At 63.7% G+C, this 16,160-nt stretch carries 19 protein-coding genes; 13 read left to right on the top strand and 6 right to left on the bottom strand.

Annotated elements, in window-relative coordinates; all coding sequences use genetic code 11:
- Positions 1-170 precede the first annotated feature (170 nt).
- From ACZ5WT_RS11765 to ACZ5WT_RS11755, 3 genes are read left to right on the top strand one after another with little or no spacing between them, the layout of a single operon-like run.
- A complete protein-coding gene (locus ACZ5WT_RS11765) occupies positions 171-2,429 on the top strand; it encodes a heavy metal translocating P-type ATPase (protein WP_464283981.1) in 2,259 nt (752 codons plus the stop codon).
- Positions 2,426-2,836 carry a Cu(I)-responsive transcriptional regulator gene (gene cueR / locus ACZ5WT_RS11760; protein ID WP_464283980.1) on the top strand — a complete coding sequence of 137 codons (411 nt, stop codon included), beginning with the start codon at positions 2,426-2,428 and terminating at the stop codon, positions 2,834-2,836. Before ACZ5WT_RS11765 ends, cueR begins: the two co-directional genes overlap by 4 nt.
- A gap of 1 nt (position 2,837) precedes the next feature.
- Positions 2,838-3,038: a heavy-metal-associated domain-containing protein gene (locus ACZ5WT_RS11755; protein ID WP_464283979.1), complete on the top strand. Its 201-nt coding sequence runs from the start codon at positions 2,838-2,840 to the stop codon at positions 3,036-3,038.
- Positions 3,039-3,111: 73 nt separating this feature from the next.
- Here the strand turns inward: ACZ5WT_RS11755 and ACZ5WT_RS11750 are convergent, their stop codons facing one another.
- Genes ACZ5WT_RS11750 through ACZ5WT_RS11740 form a run of 3 tightly spaced genes read right to left on the bottom strand, consistent with a single transcriptional unit; the run spans position 3,112 to position 6,639 of the window.
- Positions 3,112-4,062, bottom strand: coding sequence for a substrate-binding domain-containing protein (locus tag ACZ5WT_RS11750; RefSeq protein WP_464283978.1), 951 nt, complete (start codon positions 4,060-4,062; stop codon positions 3,112-3,114).
- 50 nt (positions 4,063-4,112) lie between these two features.
- On the bottom strand, positions 4,113-5,117 hold the full coding sequence (locus ACZ5WT_RS11745; protein ID WP_464283977.1) for an ABC transporter permease: 1,005 nt from the start codon (positions 5,115-5,117) through the stop codon (positions 4,113-4,115).
- Positions 5,098-6,639 (bottom strand): sugar ABC transporter ATP-binding protein, encoded by a 1,542-nt coding sequence (locus ACZ5WT_RS11740; RefSeq protein ID WP_464283976.1) that lies wholly within the window; start codon positions 6,637-6,639, stop codon positions 5,098-5,100. Before ACZ5WT_RS11740 ends, ACZ5WT_RS11745 begins: the two co-directional genes overlap by 20 nt.
- A gap of 197 nt (positions 6,640-6,836) precedes the next feature.
- Between ACZ5WT_RS11740 and ACZ5WT_RS11735 the strand changes: the two genes are divergently transcribed.
- Positions 6,837-7,862, top strand: a complete 1,026-nt coding sequence (locus tag ACZ5WT_RS11735; protein ID WP_464283975.1) for a LacI family DNA-binding transcriptional regulator — start codon at positions 6,837-6,839, stop codon at positions 7,860-7,862.
- Positions 7,863-7,881: 19 nt separating this feature from the next.
- Here the strand turns inward: ACZ5WT_RS11735 and copM are convergent, their stop codons facing one another.
- Entirely contained in the window at positions 7,882-8,235 is a 354-nt protein-coding gene (gene copM / locus ACZ5WT_RS11730) for a CopM family metallochaperone (protein WP_464283974.1), read from the bottom strand.
- Positions 8,236-8,347: 112 nt separating this feature from the next.
- On the opposite strand from copM, the gene ACZ5WT_RS11725 reads away from it, so the two are divergent.
- Both ACZ5WT_RS11725 and ACZ5WT_RS11720 read left to right on the top strand, forming a co-directional pair.
- A complete protein-coding gene (locus ACZ5WT_RS11725) occupies positions 8,348-8,689 on the top strand; it encodes an ArsR/SmtB family transcription factor (protein WP_464283973.1) in 342 nt (113 codons plus the stop codon).
- A complete protein-coding gene (locus ACZ5WT_RS11720; RefSeq protein WP_464283972.1) occupies positions 8,686-9,159 on the top strand; it encodes an SRPBCC family protein in 474 nt (157 codons plus the stop codon). Before ACZ5WT_RS11725 ends, ACZ5WT_RS11720 begins: the two co-directional genes overlap by 4 nt.
- On the opposite strand, the gene ACZ5WT_RS11715 is transcribed toward ACZ5WT_RS11720, so the two are convergent.
- Both ACZ5WT_RS11715 and ACZ5WT_RS11710 read right to left on the bottom strand, forming a co-directional pair.
- The gene (locus tag ACZ5WT_RS11715) at positions 9,156-9,656 is read right to left on the bottom strand and encodes an SRPBCC domain-containing protein (RefSeq protein ID WP_464283971.1); all 501 of its coding nucleotides are present in this window, start codon (positions 9,654-9,656) and stop codon (positions 9,156-9,158) included. The two genes, ACZ5WT_RS11720 and ACZ5WT_RS11715, sit on opposite strands and share 4 nt — an antisense overlap.
- Before the next feature lie 14 nt (positions 9,657-9,670).
- Positions 9,671-10,012 carry an ArsR/SmtB family transcription factor gene (locus ACZ5WT_RS11710; RefSeq protein ID WP_464283970.1) on the bottom strand — a complete coding sequence of 114 codons (342 nt, stop codon included), beginning with the start codon at positions 10,010-10,012 and terminating at the stop codon, positions 9,671-9,673.
- Positions 10,013-10,104: 92 nt separating this feature from the next.
- Between ACZ5WT_RS11710 and cobF the strand changes: the two genes are divergently transcribed.
- The 7 genes from cobF to cobM are packed head-to-tail and all read left to right on the top strand — an operon-like array spanning position 10,105 to position 16,145.
- On the top strand, positions 10,105-10,833 hold the full coding sequence (gene cobF, locus ACZ5WT_RS11705; protein WP_464283969.1) for a precorrin-6A synthase (deacetylating): 729 nt from the start codon (positions 10,105-10,107) through the stop codon (positions 10,831-10,833).
- Between the two features lie 46 nt (positions 10,834-10,879).
- Positions 10,880-12,067 (top strand): precorrin-3B synthase, encoded by a 1,188-nt coding sequence (gene cobG / locus ACZ5WT_RS11700; RefSeq protein ID WP_464283968.1) that lies wholly within the window; start codon positions 10,880-10,882, stop codon positions 12,065-12,067.
- A gap of 2 nt (positions 12,068-12,069) precedes the next feature.
- A complete protein-coding gene (locus tag ACZ5WT_RS11695; protein WP_464283967.1) occupies positions 12,070-12,702 on the top strand; it encodes a precorrin-8X methylmutase in 633 nt (210 codons plus the stop codon).
- The gene (locus ACZ5WT_RS11690; RefSeq protein ID WP_464283966.1) at positions 12,699-13,421 is read left to right on the top strand and encodes a precorrin-2 C(20)-methyltransferase; all 723 of its coding nucleotides are present in this window, start codon (positions 12,699-12,701) and stop codon (positions 13,419-13,421) included. The genes ACZ5WT_RS11695 and ACZ5WT_RS11690 overlap by 4 nt, the downstream gene beginning before the upstream one ends.
- Entirely contained in the window at positions 13,418-14,179 is a 762-nt protein-coding gene (locus ACZ5WT_RS11685; RefSeq protein ID WP_464283965.1) for a precorrin-3B C(17)-methyltransferase, read from the top strand. Before ACZ5WT_RS11690 ends, ACZ5WT_RS11685 begins: the two co-directional genes overlap by 4 nt.
- Entirely contained in the window at positions 14,176-15,381 is a 1,206-nt protein-coding gene (gene cbiE / locus ACZ5WT_RS11680; RefSeq protein WP_464283964.1) for a precorrin-6y C5,15-methyltransferase (decarboxylating) subunit CbiE, read from the top strand. The genes ACZ5WT_RS11685 and cbiE overlap by 4 nt, the downstream gene beginning before the upstream one ends.
- Positions 15,378-16,145: a precorrin-4 C(11)-methyltransferase gene (gene cobM / locus ACZ5WT_RS11675; RefSeq protein ID WP_464283963.1), complete on the top strand. Its 768-nt coding sequence runs from the start codon at positions 15,378-15,380 to the stop codon at positions 16,143-16,145. The genes cbiE and cobM overlap by 4 nt, the downstream gene beginning before the upstream one ends.
- Positions 16,146-16,160: the final 15 nt, after the last annotated feature.

Here is a 16,160-nt window from a genome sequence, read left to right as displayed (position 1 = left end):
CCTGACGGCGTCTATATAATGTAGCCTTTGCAACGCACTAAGCTGCGCAACTGTCGCAGTGCCATCCTGCCGCATCTTTGCCGAAGGCTCAACACGGCATTCCTGTCACAGCACCTATTGACCTTCCCATGATTGGAACCTTTATATGCTGCAGGACGAGGTGAAAAAACATGACAGTACACGTCCATAGCAAACCAGTTTCCATCGATATCGAAGGCATGACCTGCGCATCCTGCGTGCTGCGTGTGGAGAAGGCATTGCTGAAGGTTCCCAGCGTCTCATCGGCATCGGTGAACCTGGCCACCGAGCGCGCCACCGTGCAGCTGGATGACGCCAGCAATGTCGACGCAGTTCTCAAGGCCATCGAGAAGGCCGGCTACAAGGGCAGCAAGACGCCCGAAATGCATGCGCATGGCCACGCAGGCCACCAGCATCACGACGAAGATGCTGCCATTCTGCGCCGCGACGTGATGATCGCGGGCGCCCTGACGCTGCCGATGTTCGTGCTGGAAATGGGCGGGCATCTCTACATGCCTTTCCATATGTGGCTGATGGATGCCGTGCCGATGAACGTGCTGTGGACGGCATATTTCATCGCCACCACAATCGTGCTGTTCGTGCCTGGCTGGCGCTTCTTCAAGGTCGGCATACCCGCCCTATTCCGTGGCGCGCCGGAGATGAATTCACTGGTCGCCCTGGGTTCAGGCGCTGCCTACCTCTATTCAGTGGTCGCGACCTTTGCGCCGCAGCTGCTGCCCGAGGGCACGCGCTACGTCTATTACGAAGCCGCTGCGGTTATCGTGACGCTGATCCTGGTGGGCCGGTGGCTTGAGGCCATGGCCAAAGGCCGCACCGGCGAGGCCATTCAGCGGTTGGTGCGCGAGCAGGCCAAAACCGCCCGCGTTCAGCGCGATGGCAAGCTGGTGGAACTGCCCATCGAGCAGGTGCAGGCCGGCGACAGCATTGTCGTGCGCCCCGGCGAGAAGATCCCGGTGGATGGCGAAATCGTAGAAGGCGCAAGCCATATCGACGAATCCATGATCTCGGGCGAACCCCTGCCCGTCTCGAAGACCGTTGGCGCCAGCGTCATCGGCGGCACGCTCAACACTTCTGGCAGCTTTGTGTTCCGCGCCACCAAGGTGGGTGGGGATACGATGCTGGCGCAGATCATCCGCATGGTCGAAGAGGCCCAGGGCGGCAAGCTGCCGATCCAGGGCGTGGTCGACAAGATCACGATGTGGTTCGTGCCAGCCGTTATCGGGCTGGCCATCCTGACCTTCGGCGTCTGGGCCGTCTGGGGGCCGGAACCCGCCTATACGTTCGGCATGGTCAACGCCGTTGCCGTGCTGATCATCGCCTGCCCGTGTGCCATGGGCCTGGCCGTCCCGACCTCGATCATGGTCGGCACCGGCCGAGCCGCCGAGCTGGGCGTGCTGTTCCGCAAGAGCGAAGCGCTGCAGCAGCTGCGGGACGTGAAGGTGGTGGCATTCGACAAGACCGGCACGCTTACCGAAGGCAAGCCGACGATGACCGACCTCATCGTCGCCGATGGTTTTGACCGCAACGACGTGCTTGCGCTGGTCGCGGCCATTGAGGCCAAGTCGGAGCACCCGACGGGGGCCGCCATAGTCGTGGCTGCTGAGGAACAGGGCCTCGCCCTGCCCCAGGTGACCGATTTCCACTCCACCGCCGGCAATGGTGTCAGCGGTAAGGTCGACGGGCGCAACCTGCTGGTCGGTTCGGCCCGCCACCTGGCAGGTGTCGACATTTCCGGATTTGACGCGGCTGCAGAACGCCTCGCCAATGAAGGCAAGTCGCCAGTGTTCGTCTCGATTGACGGCAAGGCCGCCGCCGCCATCGTGGTTGCCGACAGCATCAAGCCGACCAGCAAGTCGGTGATCGAGGCGCTGCATGGCATGGGCCTGCGGGTCGCGATGATCTCGGGCGACAACGAGCGGACCGCCGAAGCCATTGCCCGCCAGTTGGGCATTGACGAGGTCCGTGCCGAGGTTCTGCCCGCCGACAAGGTGGCAACCCTCAAGGCCCTGCGCCAGTTCGGTCAGGTGGCGTTTGTGGGCGACGGCATCAACGACGCTCCTGCCCTGGCCGAGGCCGATGTCGGCATCGCCGTGGGCACCGGGACGGACGCGGCCATCGAAAGCGCGGATGTCGTGCTGCTCGGTGGTGACCTCAAGGGCGTGCTCAACGCACTGACGGTCAGCCGCGCGACGATGAAGAACATCTGGGAAAACCTGTTCTGGGCGTTCGGCTACAACGTGCTGCTGATCCCGGTTGCTGCCGGTGTGCTCTATCCGGGCTTCGGCATCCTGCTCAATCCGATGATCGGCGCCGGCGCCATGGCCCTGTCCTCGGTGTTTGTTGTCGGCAATGCGCAGCGTCTGCGCGCCGTGAAAGGAGTATCCGCATGAATATTGGCGAAGCCTCCAGCGCTTCGGGCGTTTCGGCCAAGATGATCCGCTACTACGAATCCATCGGCCTGATCCGCGCGCCGCTGCGCACCGACAGCAACTACCGCGTCTATGGCGATGACGAAGTGCATGTGCTGCGCTTCGTGAAACGGGCCCGCACGCTGGGCTTTTCGGTGGATGAGACCGCGACCCTGCTCGGCCTGTGGCGGGACAAGACCCGCGCCAGTGGCGAGGTCAAGGAAATCGCCACCGGCCATATTTCGGCGCTCGAAACCAAGATCGCCGAACTGCAGGGCATGGTGAAGACCCTCAAGCACCTGGCCCATTGCTGCGGCGGTGACAACCGCCCTGACTGCCCCATTCTCGACGACCTCGCCGGCGAGCAACCTGTTTCGAAAGGACACTGACATGACTGAAAAGAACACCTTCACCGTCAACGACATGACCTGCGGCCACTGCGCCGGCACCGTTCGCAAGGCATTGGAAGAAGCCCTGCCGGGCGCCGCCATTTCGGTGGACCTGGGCACGCATAAAGTGGAGTTCACCGGGGACCGCGCCAAGGGCGAAGAGGCCATCCGCGAAGCAGGGTATACGCCCGAAGCAGCGTAACGGCAGCCCCCGCCACACAAACACAAAGGGCGCCCCGAGGGGCGCCCTTTGCTTTCCGTCAGTCGTTGGGGGACTAGAACGGGCTGGAAGCGTCAAGGAATTCCGCGACGTTGTCCTTGGTGATGACCGTGGAGTCGAGGATGTAGCGGCCGGCAACCTGGATGCCGCCGGTGTAGTGCGACGTGGTCAGCTCGATGGCCGTGGCGATCATGGCCGGGCTGTAGCTCACGTCGATCGGGGTCAGCTTGTCGCCGGCCTGAACGCGCTGCAGGATCTGCTGCATGCCGGCGCCACCCACGACGAACATGTCGTTCTCACGGCCGGCCTGCTTGATGGCCTCGATGGCGCCCAGCGAGATGTCGTCGTCCTGGGTCCACACGCCCTTGATGTCGGGGAAGCGGGTCAGGAAGTCCTGCATCACCTTGAAGCCGTCATCGCGGTTCCAGTTGGCGAATTCGTCGTCGAGAACCTTGATGTTGGTGCCTTCGATGCCGGCCATGAAGCCATCGAAGCGCTGCTGATCGATCGGAATCGGCAGACCACGCAGGATGACGATGTTGCCGCCATCAGGCAGCGCAGTCTTGAAGTAGGCAGCGGCGTTAGCGCCCAGGCCCGGATTGTCACCGGCGACGTAGAGGTTTTCGACGCCGCTGATCGAGAGCTGACGATCCACCACGGTGACGAACTTGCCGGCGTCCTTCACCTGCTTGATCGCCGAGGTCATGGCATCGGGATCGCCTGGAAGAATGACGAGGGCGTCGATATTGCGGGTCGAGACCATGTCTTCGATGTCAGCAATCTGCTTGGGCGCGTCGGGGGCCGAAGCAAACACGAACTCGACATTCGGATAGGTGGTCTTGAGGCGGTCGATGGCCTGCTGGGCGAAGTAGTTGACGCCGCCGGTCCAGCCATGGTCAGCGGCCGGCACGGACACGCCGATGGTCACCTTGTCCTGTGCCACGGCCACGCCGCCCAGGCTGCCGGCGATAACCGCCGTCGCCAAGAGGGATTTCACAAGCTTCATTTTAGTCCTCCCGTTGTGCCCTTTGATGGGCGATGTAAACCGTTGCTCGTTCAGCTGGTGCGGCGACCGCGCTGCAGCAGCACTGCGAGAATAATGATGACGCCCTGGAACGCCCCATTGAGGTATGGGCTGATTAGGCTTTGCAGGTTGAGGATGTTGCCGATGAGCCCGAGGATCACCACGCCAACCACGGTGCCCCAGACGCGGCCATATCCACCCTTGAGCGTCGTGCCGCCGATGATCACACCAGCGATGGCTTCGAGTTCCCACAGCACACCGGTGGTGCTCGAGGCCGAGCCGAGGCGCGGCACATAGAGCAGCACGGCCACGCCCACGAGAACGCCCTGCAGGATGTAGGTCAGCAGGCGGACATTCTCGACATTGATCGAGGAGTAGCGGGCCACCTGCTCGTTGGAGCCGATCGCGGCGCAGTAGCGGCCGAACGTGGTGCGGCGCATGACGATTTCGCCGCCGATTGCCACCAGGGCGAAAACGATGATGGGCCAGGGAACGCCCAGAAGACCGTCGTAGTAGACGGGGCGATAAACGTCGGCGACCTCGAAATTCAGCGATAGTGTGCCGCCATTGGCGAGGAAGGTCACCAGCGAGCGAAAGATGCCCATGGTGCCCAACGTCACGATGAACGCTTCGATTCGGCCGCGGGTGATCATGAACCCGTTGAACACGCCAGCCACACCGCCGAGCAGGAGGCCAGCCAGCATGCCGGCGAACACGACGCTCCAACCAATACCCAGCGATGGGATCAGCCAGTTCATCACCATGATCATGATGCCGGCGATGACGGCGGCCATGGAACCAACCGACAGGTCGAGCCCGCCAGCCGTGATGACAAAGGTGGCCCCGATGGCGATGATGCCGATGAAGGACGACCGAGCCAGGACGTTGGTGAGATTGTTATAGCTCAGGAAGTTTTCGTTGAGCGCAATGCCGAGCAGGACCAGCAGAGCCAGGGCCAGCAGCGGGCCGACGGTTTTCAGTTCAAGACGCATGGCGCGCTTGGGTTTGATCGAAATATCAGGCGCTGATGCGCTCATCTTGTCCACTCTGCTTGATGCCGGCGGCGTACCGCATGATTTCTGCCTCGGTGATCTCGGCGCCTTCGAGCAGGCCAGCCAGCCGCCCTTCGCGCATGACCACCACGCGGTGACTGAGGCCAATCACCTCCTGCATCTCCGAGGAGATGACGATGATCGATTTCCCTTCGGCGGCCAGGGCCGCGATGATGTGATAGATCTGCTGTTTGGTGCCGACGTCGATGCCGCGGGTCGGCTCATCCATGATGATGATTTCCGGCTCGCTCTCCATGGTCTTGCCCAGCATCAGCTTCTGCTGGTTGCCGCCCGACAACTGCCCAACGCGCACCGAAGCATCGCGGGCCCGAATATCGAAGCGGCGCACGGCGCGCTCCAGCGCCTTGTCCTCGCTTGATGTATCGATGAAGCCGCCCTTGAGGTGCTTCTTGAGGGTCAGCAAAGTCAGGTTTGGGCGCAGGCCCATATTGAGCAGCAGCCCCTTCCCCTTGCGATCCTTGGTCATATAGGCGAGGCCCGCATCGACCGAATGGGCAACCTGATTGAAATGGACCGGCTTGCCGCCGAGTTCGATCTCGCCGGCGCTGCGATGGGTCAGCCCCACGACTGCCTCGGCCACAGCAGTGCGGCCCGAGCCAATCAGTCCGGCAAAGCCGAGGATCTCGCCCTTGCGCAGGTCAAATGAGATATCCCTAACGCCCGGCGCCACCAGATTGCGCACCGACAGCACCACGGGGGCGTCCACATCGGGCTCGTGCTTGGGCGGGTAGAGGTTGGAGAGTTCGCGACCGACCATCATCTGGGCGATGGAGTCTGGCGTCAGGGCCTCGGTACCGACCGTGGCGATCAGCTGGCCGTCGCGCAGCACCGTGACGCGGGCGGCGAGCTCCATGATTTCGTCGAGCTTGTGGGAAATGAAGATCACCGCCACGCCGCGAGCGGTCAGGCGGCGGATCTGCTCGAACAGGGTTTGCGTCTCCCCTACCGACAATACGGCCGTCGGCTCGTCCATGATGAGAACGCGGGCATCGCGATTGATGGCCTTGGCGATTTCGACCATCTGCTTGTCGGCAACCGAGAGCGTGTTGATGCGCGCATCGGGATCGACATGCACATGCAGCATTTCCATCACCGCATGGGCGCGCTTGCGCATCTCCCTAACGTCGAGAAAACCGTTCCGCTTGAGTTCGCGGCCGAGGAAGATGGAGTCGGCCACCGTCAGGTGCTCGGCCAGGTTCAGTTCCTGGTGGATGAGCACGATGCCCATGGCCTCGGCGGCGCCATTGGGCGGCAGCACGACGTTCTGACCATCATAGGTGATCGAGCCGGACGTGGGCTGCTCGAAGCCGGAGAGAATCTTGATGAGAGTGGATTTGCCGGCCCCATTCTCACCAATGATGGCGTGAACTTCACCCGGGCGGATATCGAAATCGACGCTGAACAGCACCGGGATCTCTCCAAATGACTTGGAAATCCGGTTCGCTGACAGAATTGCCGGCACAACTGCGCCTTCAGCGGTCGCCATACCTCATGCCCCTCCCAATAGAGCGCTGCGGATTGTCCGTCTCTTCGCTCTTGACCAATGATGTAAAGGTTTTCATGAATGATGTAAAGGTTTACACAATGGCAAAACGGTATATGCCTTAGGGATTATCTGGCTAACCCCGTTCGATCTGCTAAAGGCAGCAAAACGCGGGCGCCAGAGAGCGTGCGGGGCACCAATTGCAGCACCAGAAACTGGCCACGATTGAAGACGTTGCGGCGATGGCCGGCGTATCCATCGCCACGGTCAGTCGCGCCATCAACGAACCGACCAAGGTCGCCGACGCCACGCGTCGCCGTGTAACCGAGGCCGTCGCCCGCACCGGCTACACCACCAATGCCATGGCACGGTCGCTGCGCATGCGCCGCAGCAACATGATCCTGATTCTGGCGCCGGACGTGGGCGACCCGAATTTCTCGAACATCCTCGTTGGCCTTGAGACCGAAGCCAGCAAGCGCGGCTATGGCATCCTGATCGGCAATACGCAGAACGATGCCACCCGCGAAACCGACTACCTGCGCTTCATCAGCTCCAACCAGGCCGATGGCCTGATCCTGTTTACCGGCCACCTGCCTTATGGCTTTGGCAGCGAAGGCGGCCCGACCCGCCTGCCGCCGATGGTTGCGGTCAATGAACCGGTCAGCAATAGTGACGTGCCATTCGTGGGCGTCGACAATTTCGAAGGCGCGCGGGTTGCGGCCGAGCACCTGATCTCGCAGGGGCACCGCCGCATCGCCTTTATCGGGCATTCCACCAGCAAGGCCGTCAACATGTTGCGGGAAGCAGGCTATCGCGCCGCGCTGGCGGGAGCCGGCATCACCATCGATCCACGGCTGATCTTGGCCGGTGACGGCACCACCGAGAGCGGGCGGCAGGCAGCCGAGCACATGTTCGTGCGCGACGTGCTGCCCACCGCCTTCCTTTGCGTCAACGACGCGACGGCGTTGGGCGTCATCATCGCGCTGAATACCCGGCACTATGACCTGCCGCGCCAGTTCTCGGTGATGGGCTTCGACGACATTTCGTTTGCTAGCTTCGTCACGCCATCGCTGACCACGATGAAGCAACCCCGCCTCAAGATTGGCGAGGATGCGATGGACCTGCTGCTGGCGCTGCTGGAAGGCAAGCCACCGCGCCAGAAGGAAATCCTGCTGCGCGCGGAGCTGATCGTCCGCAATTCAGTTGGGCGCGCGAGCCGCGATTAACCCGGCCCGCGCTCCGGATTTACTGGCCGTTCTTGGCGAGCCACTCTTCCATCCAGGCGATTTCGCTTTCCTGGGCCGCAATGACCGCTTCGGCGAGAGCGCGCACTTCGGGATCGGTACCGTGCTCAAGCACGACGCGGGCCATGGCGACGGCACCCTTGTGGTGCGGGATCATACCCTTGATGAAATCGACATCGGCATTGCCGGTATAGTCCATCGCCATGTCTTCATGCATCTCGGTCGCGGCGGCCTTGTATGCCGTGGTCGAGGGGCTGTCAGCGGCAGCGGCGGCGCCGTGGCTGGAATGGTCCTGAGCGACGGCGGGGGCGGCCAGAGCAACGAAGGCGGCGAAAGCAAGTAGCAGGGGCTTCATGGTGATCTCCTGGTGCGAATTTTGCCTTGCCGGTTTGCAGGATTGACCCTTGGGAAGGTCAAGGGCACAGGACCGGATTGACATCACCGACGCTTAATTGTTACTTAACTCTATGCTTAACCAAAGCCCTAATCTCGACTTGATGTTTCAGGCGCTGTCCGATCCCACCCGCCGTGCAATGATTGAACGGCTGAGCCGTGGCCCGGCTTCGGTCAGCGAGCTTGCCAAGCCGTTCGACATCTCGCTGCCCGCCGTCGTGCAGCATCTGGCAGCGCTGGAAAACAGCGGCCTCGTGACTTCGCAGAAGGTGGGCCGCGTGCGAACCTGCCAGTTGCAGTCGGACGCGCTGAGCCAGGCCGAGCAATGGATCAATGATCGCCGCACCAGCTGGGTCAAAAGGCTCGACCGGCTGGGCGAGCTGCTGGAAGCCGAAGAGCCGGAGACACGCCTATGACGACCCGCTCGGTGAGCCACGCAACCTTCACTCTCGAACGGCGCTACAAGGCAAGTGCTGCGCGCGTCTACAAGGCGCTGTCCGACCCAGCGACCAAGCAGAAGTGGTTCAGTCCGCCCGAGACCTGGGCCAAGAACAAGTATGAACTGGACTTCCGGATCGGGGGCACTGAAACCAGCATTGGCGGCCCGCCGGGCGGCACCGTCCACGCGTTTCGCGCCATCTATCAGGACATCGTGCCCGAGCAGCGCATCGTCTACACCTATGAGATGACCCTCGATGACGTGCGGATTTCCGTGTCCGTCGCGACGTTCGAGCTGGTGCAGGACGGTGACCATACGGCCCTCAAGATGACCGAGATGGGCGCCTATCTCGACGGGTTCGACGACGGCGGGCGCCTGCGCGAGGAAGGCACCAGCGTCCTGCTGGACAATCTGGGTGCCTACCTTGCGCGCGAGGGCGCGAACTAGCCGCGTTTGAGGCGCTCGAGGATTTCGTCGACCTTCGCCATCGAGGCATTGGCGCCCTGCTCCATGCCGGAATCGATCACGCCCTGGCGTGCCTCGAAGCTGTCGAGCTTGGAGATTGAGCGGTAGTGAACCTTGCCGTCGCGTTCCTCGAAATGGTGCTCTTCGTAGAACCGGTCGTCTTCCTCGAACATACCCTCGACTACGAAGGTGTTGCGGATCATCGACTTGGGCTCAACGGCGAGATAGGTGCCGAAAAAGGCGACTTCTGCCCCATCGCCCATGGATGAGATGATCCGCCACTTGCCGCCCGTGCGCACGTCGTATTCGACGATCTTGTTGTCCTCGCGCGGCCCCCACCAGTAGGCGACGTGTTCGGGCTTGGTCCAAACCGTCCAGACCAGATCGAGCGGAGCGTCGAAAACGCGGCTCATGATGATGAGCGGCTCGTCCTGCGGCAGCTCGGTCTTGAACAGGTTCTGTGTCGTATGGGCACTCATTGCTAGTCTCCTTATCAGTTCTGGCTGTCGGATTTCGGGGTCTGCAGTTTGGTAAGATAGGCGTCGAGTTGATCGAGGTTCTGTTCCCAGAAGGCGCGATAGAATTCGACCAGCGCCGCCACGTCGCGCATCGGGCCGGCCTCAAGTTTGCAAGGCCGCCACTGGGCCTGCCGCCCCCTGCTGATGAGGCCGGCATTTTCCAGCACTTTGATATGCTTGCTGACGGCCGCCAGCGTCATGTCGAAGGGCTCGGCAAGCTCATTCACGCTTGCCTCCCCGGTCGCCAGCCGCGCCAGGATGGCCCGCCTCGTGGGGTCGGCCAAAGCGGCAAGGGTCGTGCTCAATGTGTCCGTCATTTTGCATTCAACCATTTAGTATATTACTAAACAGTTGAATACGCCTCTACCTGCCGCTTGTCAACATCCCTGCCCTGAGGCAAGGAAGGCCCATGAAAACCATTCTCATTGTGGGCATCGGTGCCGGTAATCCCGAACATTTGACGGTGCAGGCAATCAACGCCCTCAACCGCGCCGATCGGCTGTTCGTGCCCGACAAGGGCGAGAGCAAGGCTGACCTGGCCGACCTGCGCCGCGAGATCATCGCCCGCTATGTGACCAATCCGGCAAGCCGCACGCGCGACTATGAGGTGCCTCGCCGAGATGCGGCCAACCCTGACTATGGCGCGGGCGTCGACGACTGGCATTCAGCGCTCGCAGCCATTTTCGCCGATCTCATGAATGACGTGCCCGAAGGTGGCGCAGGAGCGTTTCTGGTGTGGGGCGACCCCGGGCTCTACGACTCCACCATTCGCATCGTCGAGCGTTTGCACACCGAGTACCGCGTCGAGATCGTTCCGGGGATCACCGCCATTCAGACATTGACCGCCGCGCATGGCATTGCGCTCAACCGGATCGGGCAACCCGTACACATCACCACCGGGCGCCAGCTCGGCGCGGTCACCGAAGATACGATCGTGATGCTCGATGGGCAGACGGCCTTCACGCGCGCCGATCCGGAGCTTGAGATCTTCTGGGGCGCCTATCTGGGCACACCCGACCAGATCACCATTGCCGGTCGGCTCGGAGACGTCGCCGAGCAGATCGTCCAGACCCGCAAGCTGGCCCGCGAGCGCCATGGCTGGATCATGGATACCTACCTGCTGCGCAAGCGGGGCTGAGGGCATTCCTGTTCCCCCCGTCGCGCCAATCCGCTAAACCTTTGCCATGTCCCTAGCCCTGCCCATTGCCGCCACTCGCCGTGGCGCTTGCCCGACGCTCGACATGCCCATGCAGACTGGCGATGGGCTGCTCGCCCGCATCCGTCTGGCAGGCGGCCGGATCGACCCGGTACGACTGGAACAGCTCGCCACCATCTGCGGCACCTATGGCAATGGCATCATCGAGATCACCGCGCGGGGCAACCTGCAGGTGCGCGGCCTCACTGCGCCCGCCGTGCCGCACTTTGCGCGCGACGTGCGCCAGGTAATCGACATCGAAACGGGGCTTGTGGTGGAGACCCCGCCGCTGGCCGGCGACGACCCGCTGGAATTTGTCGATCCCCGTCCACTGGCCGCTGGTATCAAGGCATTTTCGATGCCGCTGACGGCCAGGCTGGGCCCGAAAGTGTCGGTGATCGTCGACGGCAATGGACAGATTGGCCTGGGGGCCCTGAAGGCGGACCTGCGGCTGGTTGCCGTCGGGAAGGATCGCTGGCTGCTCAGCATTGGGGCAACCCTGCTCGGCACCACCCATCACCCCCTCGACTGCGCCGAACTGGCACTGACCGCTCTCGCATCGCTCGGGCCGCAGGCGCGGGCAGACGATCTGGATGTGGCCGCTCTCATGGCTTCGCTTGGAAGCCTCGTGGAACACTCTGCGCCGGTGAATCAGCCGAGCAGCTCGCCCATTGGCGACTTCATCCTCAAAGACCACACCGCCACCGGGCTCGGCCTGCCCTTTGGCAGCATTGCCTGGCATGCGATCGGCGCGCTGGCGGACGGCGCTTGGCGCTTTGGCATCACCGAGTTCCGGCTGGCGCCCCATCATGGGCTGCTGGCCATTCATGCCGATCGGTCCCTGCTCGAGGAGGCCCTGGAGGTCGGTTTCATCACCCGACCCAACGACAACCGCACCCGCATCAGCGCCTGCATCGGCAGCGATGGCTGCGCGTCGGGACACATTCCGGCCCGTGCCGTCGCCTCCCGCCTCGCCGCGACGGTGGCGCCCGGCATGAGCCTGCATGTCTCGGGTTGCACCAAGGGGTGCGCCCATCCCCGCCGTGCCGCTTTGACGCTGGTTGGCCGTCCCGACGGTTACGGCCTTGTCATCGACGGGAAGGCGGGCGATACGCCCGTAAGCGTGCTGCGCGCGGACCAGCTTGAGTCCGTTACCGGCACTGCCGCGCAAGGATGACAATGACGCAATACGACTACATCAAGGACGGCGATGCGATCTATCGCCAGTCCTTCGCCATCATCCGTGCCGAGGCCGACCTGTCGGCATTCTCGGACGACGAGGCCGAACTGGCGGTCCGCATGATCCATGCCGCCGGCGCGGTTGAAGCCGCCCAGCATTTCGTTTACGGCCCCGGCTTCGTGCCCGCCGCCCGCGCGGCGCTGGCCGCTGGCGCGCCGATCTTCTGCGATGCCGAAATGGTGGCTCGTGGGGTGACCGCCGCCCGCCTGCCCGCGCAGAACGAGGTGATCTGCACCCTGCGCGATCCGCAGACCCCTGCCCTTGCCGCCGAGCTTGGCAATACCCGTTCCGCGGCCGCTCTGCGCCTCTGGCTGCCGCAGCTTGAAGGATCGGTCGTGGCCATCGGCAATGCGCCCACCGCCCTGTTCTTTCTGCTTGAGATGCTGCGCGACGGCGCGCCCAAGCCCGCCGCAATCATCGGAATGCCGGTGGGGTTTGTCGGCGCAGCGGAATCCAAGGATGCACTGGCCGAGAATTCCTATGGCGTGCCCTATGCCATCGTGCGCGGTCGCCTGGGCGGATCAGCCATGACCGCTGCGGCCCTCAACGCACTGGCGAGATCAGGCATATGAGCAGCAAACTTATTGGCGTCGGCACCGGCCCCGGCGACCCTGAACTCCTCACTCTCAAAGCTGTCCGCGCCATCGAAGGGGCGGATGTGGTGGCCTATTTTGCCAAGCAGGGCAATTCGAGCAATGCTCGCGCCATTGTCGCCGACCTCATCACCAATCAGATCGAGGAACAGCTCGGCTATCCGGTGACCACCGAGATCGACCGCCGCCACAACGACTACAAGAGCGCCACCAACGTTTTCTATGCCGAAGCCGCCGAGCGCGTGGCCGCCCATCTCGACGCAGGCCGCACTGTGGCCGTGCTGAGCGAGGGCGATCCGCTGTTCTATGGCAGCTACATGCACCTGCATGTCCGGCTTGCCCACCGCTATCCCACCGAAGTGGTGCCGGGGATCACCGCCATGTCGGGCTGCTGGTCGCAGGCCGGCCTGCCCCTGGTGCAGGGCGACGACATTCTCTCGGTTCTGCCGGGCACGCTCGATGAAGTCGACCTGCGCGCCCGCCTCGACAATACTGACGGCGCCGTAATCATGAAGGTCGGCCGTAACTTGCCCAAGATTCGCCGGGCCATCGAGGCCGCCGGACGGCTTGAAGATGCAATCTATGTCGAGCGCGGCACCATGGCGAATGGCCTTTCGATGCGCCTCGCCGACAAGACCGACGGAATCGCGCCTTACTTCGCGTTGATCCTGGTTCCGGGTTGGAGAACCCGTCCATGAGCGGAAAACTGATCGTCGTCGGCACAGGCCCCGGCAATCCCAACCAGACCACACCTGAGGCAGTCGCAGCCATTGCCGCGTCCAATGTGTTCTTTGGCTATGGTCCCTATCTCGACCGGTTGGCGCTGCGCGATGACCAGCGACGCGTCGCCTCGGACAACCGGGAAGAACTGGCCCGCGCCAAGGACGCCTTGATGACCGCCGCTTCGGGTGAGCAGGTCTGTGTCGTGTCGGGTGGCGACCCGGGTGTTTTCGCGATGGCTGCAGCGATCTGCGAAGCTATCGAAGAAGGCCCGCCGGCCTGGCGCGCGGTCGACCTCGCCGTCGTGCCGGGCGTTACCGCCATGCTGGCCGTCGCGGCCCGGGCCGGTGCGCCGCTCGGTCACGATTTCTGCGCGATTTCCCTTTCGGACAACCTCAAGCCATGGCCGGTTATCGAGGCGCGCCTGCGCGCCGTGGCGACTGCCGGCCTGGTCATTGCGCTTTACAACCCGATCAGCAAGGCGCGCCCCTGGCAGTTGGGAACCGCCTTTGCGCTGCTCCGCGAAGTACTGCCATGGTCGACCCCGGTCATCTTTGGCCGCGCCGCTGGTCGGCCGGACGAAGCCATCACCATCATGAGCCTTGCCGAGGCCGATCCGGCGCGCGCCGATATGGCCACCTGCGTCATCATCGGCTCGGCGGAAACCCGCCTCATCGAGCGGCCGGACATGGCGCCGCTGGTCTATTCGCCCCGTTCCACGGGTGGGCCAAAATGAGCTGGCTTTCGGTTGTCGGCATTGGCGAGGATGGCCTGGCCGGTCTCGGCGAAGCGGCCAAGTCTGCGATCGCTAGTGCTGAGGTGGTTTTCGGTGGGGCGCGCCACCTGGAACTGGCAGCCTCGCTGATCACCGGCGAAGCCCGCCAGTGGGTGTCGCCGTTTTCCGATTCCGTTGCCGCGGTCACGGCCTTGCGCGGCCGTCGCGTCTGCGTGCTGGCATCGGGCGATCCGTTCCACTACGGCGTCGGCGCCACGCTCGCGCGCCAGATCGATGCCAGCCAGATGGCGGTTTACCCCCATCCCTCCTCGTTCAGCCTCGCCGCCGCCCGTTTGGGCTGGCCGCTGCAGGATGTGGTGACCCTGTCGCTGCACGGCCGATCGATTGACCTGATCCGCCCGCACCTGCATCCGGGCACTCGCATCCTGGCGCTGACCTCGGACGAGCAAGGCCCGGCGCAATTGGCGCAACTGCTAACCGACGCCGGCTTTGGCATTTCCATCGTGACGGTGTTGGAGGCGCTTGGCGGCCCGGCGGAGACGGTACGCACGCAAGTCGCGATGAGCTTTGCTCTCGATGGCATCAACCCGCTCAATATCTGCGCCATCAGCGTCGTCGCCCTGCCCCAGGCGCGCATTCTGCCGCTCACGCCGGGGCTCGACGATGCCCTGTTTGAGCACGATGGCCAGATCACCAAGCGCGACATCCGCGCGCTGACCCTATCCGCACTTGCACCGCGCCGCGGTGAAATCCTCTGGGATATCGGCGCGGGTTCGGGATCGATTGGTATCGAATGGATGCTGGCCGACCCGAGCCTGCGCGCCATCGCCATCGAGGCCAATCCCGAACGGGCCGCCCGCGCCACCCGCAATGCCACCGCCTGTGGCGTGCCGGGCCTGCAGGTCATCGTCGGGACGGCACCCGAGGCGCTGGCAGGGCTTGAACAGCCCCATGCGATTTTCATCGGCGGCGGCGGCTCCGACCCCGGCGTCATCGACGCATCAATCTCGGCGCTTCGGGCCGGCGGACGCCTCGTCGCCAATGCGGTGACGCTCGAATTTGAAGCTGTGCTGCTCGCCCGCCACGCCGAGCTTGGCGGCGCATTGACCCGGATCGCCCTATCGCGCGCCGATGCCGTCGGCAGCATGACCGCCTGGCGCCCCGCCATGCCAATCACGCAGTGGGTGTGGAGCAAGCCATGACCGTTCATTTCATCGGCGCTGGTCCCGGCGCTGCAGACCTCATTACCGTGCGCGGCATGAAGCTTCTGGCGGCCTGCCCGGTCTGCCTCTATGCGGGCTCCATCGTGCCACGCGAGATGCTCGACTGGTGCGGGCCCGATACCCGCCTCATCGATACCGCCCCCTTCTCGCTCGACGAAATCGAAGCGGAATATGTCCGGGCCCATGAGGCCGGCGAAGACGTGGCGCGCCTTCATTCCGGCGACCTCTCCGTGTGGAGTGCGGTGGCCGAGCAGATGCGCCGCCTTGATCGCCTCGGCATCCCCTACACGTTGACGCCGGGTGTGCCAGCCTTCGCCGCCGCCGCCGCCAGCCTTGGCCGCGAACTAACCATCCCTGGCGTTGCGCAGAGCCTGGTGCTGACCCGCGTTTCGGGCCGCGCCTCGCCGATGCCGGCGGACGAAAACCTGGCCGCCTTTGGCGCCACCGGGGCTACCTTGGCCATTCACCTGGCCATACATGCGCTAGATCGCGTCGTGGCGGACCTCACCCCGCTCTACGGCGCGGATTGTCCGGTCGCGGTGGTCTTCCACGCCTCATGGCCGGACGAAAAAATTATCCGCGGCACGCTGGGCGATATCGAAGCCCGCTTTGCCGCCGATCCGGTGGAGCGGACGGCGATCATTTTCGTCGGCAAGGGATTGGGCAGCGAGGGTTTCCGCGAGAGTTCGCTGTACGACCCCGACTATCAGCGCCGGTTCCGGGGCCGAGACGGTCTGCTCTGAAGCAGGCCGATGGCG

This window comes from Devosia sp. T2-14, from assembly GCF_055397495.1.
The sequence above is the reverse complement of the archived record's forward strand: the minus strand, read 5'-3'. Positions and strand labels throughout refer to the sequence as shown.

Excerpts from the sequence above, each read along its gene's own strand:
- ACZ5WT_RS11720 (WP_464283972.1), top strand. The coding sequence starts at position 8,686 with ATGACGACCCGCTCGGTGAGCCACGCAACCTTCACTCTCGAACGGCGC.
- ACZ5WT_RS11725 (WP_464283973.1), top strand. The coding sequence starts at position 8,348 with ATGCTTAACCAAAGCCCTAATCTCGACTTGATGTTTCAGGCGCTGTCC.
- ACZ5WT_RS11710 (WP_464283970.1), bottom strand. The coding sequence starts at position 10,012 with ATGACGGACACATTGAGCACGACCCTTGCCGCTTTGGCCGACCCCACG.
- cobF (WP_464283969.1), top strand. The coding sequence starts at position 10,105 with ATGAAAACCATTCTCATTGTGGGCATCGGTGCCGGTAATCCCGAACAT.
- ACZ5WT_RS11715 (WP_464283971.1), bottom strand. The coding sequence starts at position 9,656 with ATGAGTGCCCATACGACACAGAACCTGTTCAAGACCGAGCTGCCGCAG.
- ACZ5WT_RS11745 (WP_464283977.1), bottom strand. The coding sequence starts at position 5,117 with ATGAGCGCATCAGCGCCTGATATTTCGATCAAACCCAAGCGCGCCATG.
- cbiE (WP_464283964.1), top strand. The coding sequence starts at position 14,176 with ATGAGCTGGCTTTCGGTTGTCGGCATTGGCGAGGATGGCCTGGCCGGT.
- ACZ5WT_RS11755 (WP_464283979.1), top strand. The coding sequence starts at position 2,838 with ATGACTGAAAAGAACACCTTCACCGTCAACGACATGACCTGCGGCCAC.
- ACZ5WT_RS11765 (WP_464283981.1), top strand. The coding sequence starts at position 171 with ATGACAGTACACGTCCATAGCAAACCAGTTTCCATCGATATCGAAGGC.
- ACZ5WT_RS11685 (WP_464283965.1), top strand. The coding sequence starts at position 13,418 with ATGAGCGGAAAACTGATCGTCGTCGGCACAGGCCCCGGCAATCCCAAC.
- copM (WP_464283974.1), bottom strand. The coding sequence starts at position 8,235 with ATGAAGCCCCTGCTACTTGCTTTCGCCGCCTTCGTTGCTCTGGCCGCC.
- cobG (WP_464283968.1), top strand. The coding sequence starts at position 10,880 with ATGTCCCTAGCCCTGCCCATTGCCGCCACTCGCCGTGGCGCTTGCCCG.
- ACZ5WT_RS11750 (WP_464283978.1), bottom strand. The coding sequence starts at position 4,062 with ATGAAGCTTGTGAAATCCCTCTTGGCGACGGCGGTTATCGCCGGCAGC.
- ACZ5WT_RS11690 (WP_464283966.1), top strand. The coding sequence starts at position 12,699 with ATGAGCAGCAAACTTATTGGCGTCGGCACCGGCCCCGGCGACCCTGAA.
- cobM (WP_464283963.1), top strand. The coding sequence starts at position 15,378 with ATGACCGTTCATTTCATCGGCGCTGGTCCCGGCGCTGCAGACCTCATT.
- ACZ5WT_RS11695 (WP_464283967.1), top strand. The coding sequence starts at position 12,070 with ATGACGCAATACGACTACATCAAGGACGGCGATGCGATCTATCGCCAG.
- cueR (WP_464283980.1), top strand. The coding sequence starts at position 2,426 with ATGAATATTGGCGAAGCCTCCAGCGCTTCGGGCGTTTCGGCCAAGATG.
- ACZ5WT_RS11740 (WP_464283976.1), bottom strand. The coding sequence starts at position 6,639 with ATGGCGACCGCTGAAGGCGCAGTTGTGCCGGCAATTCTGTCAGCGAAC.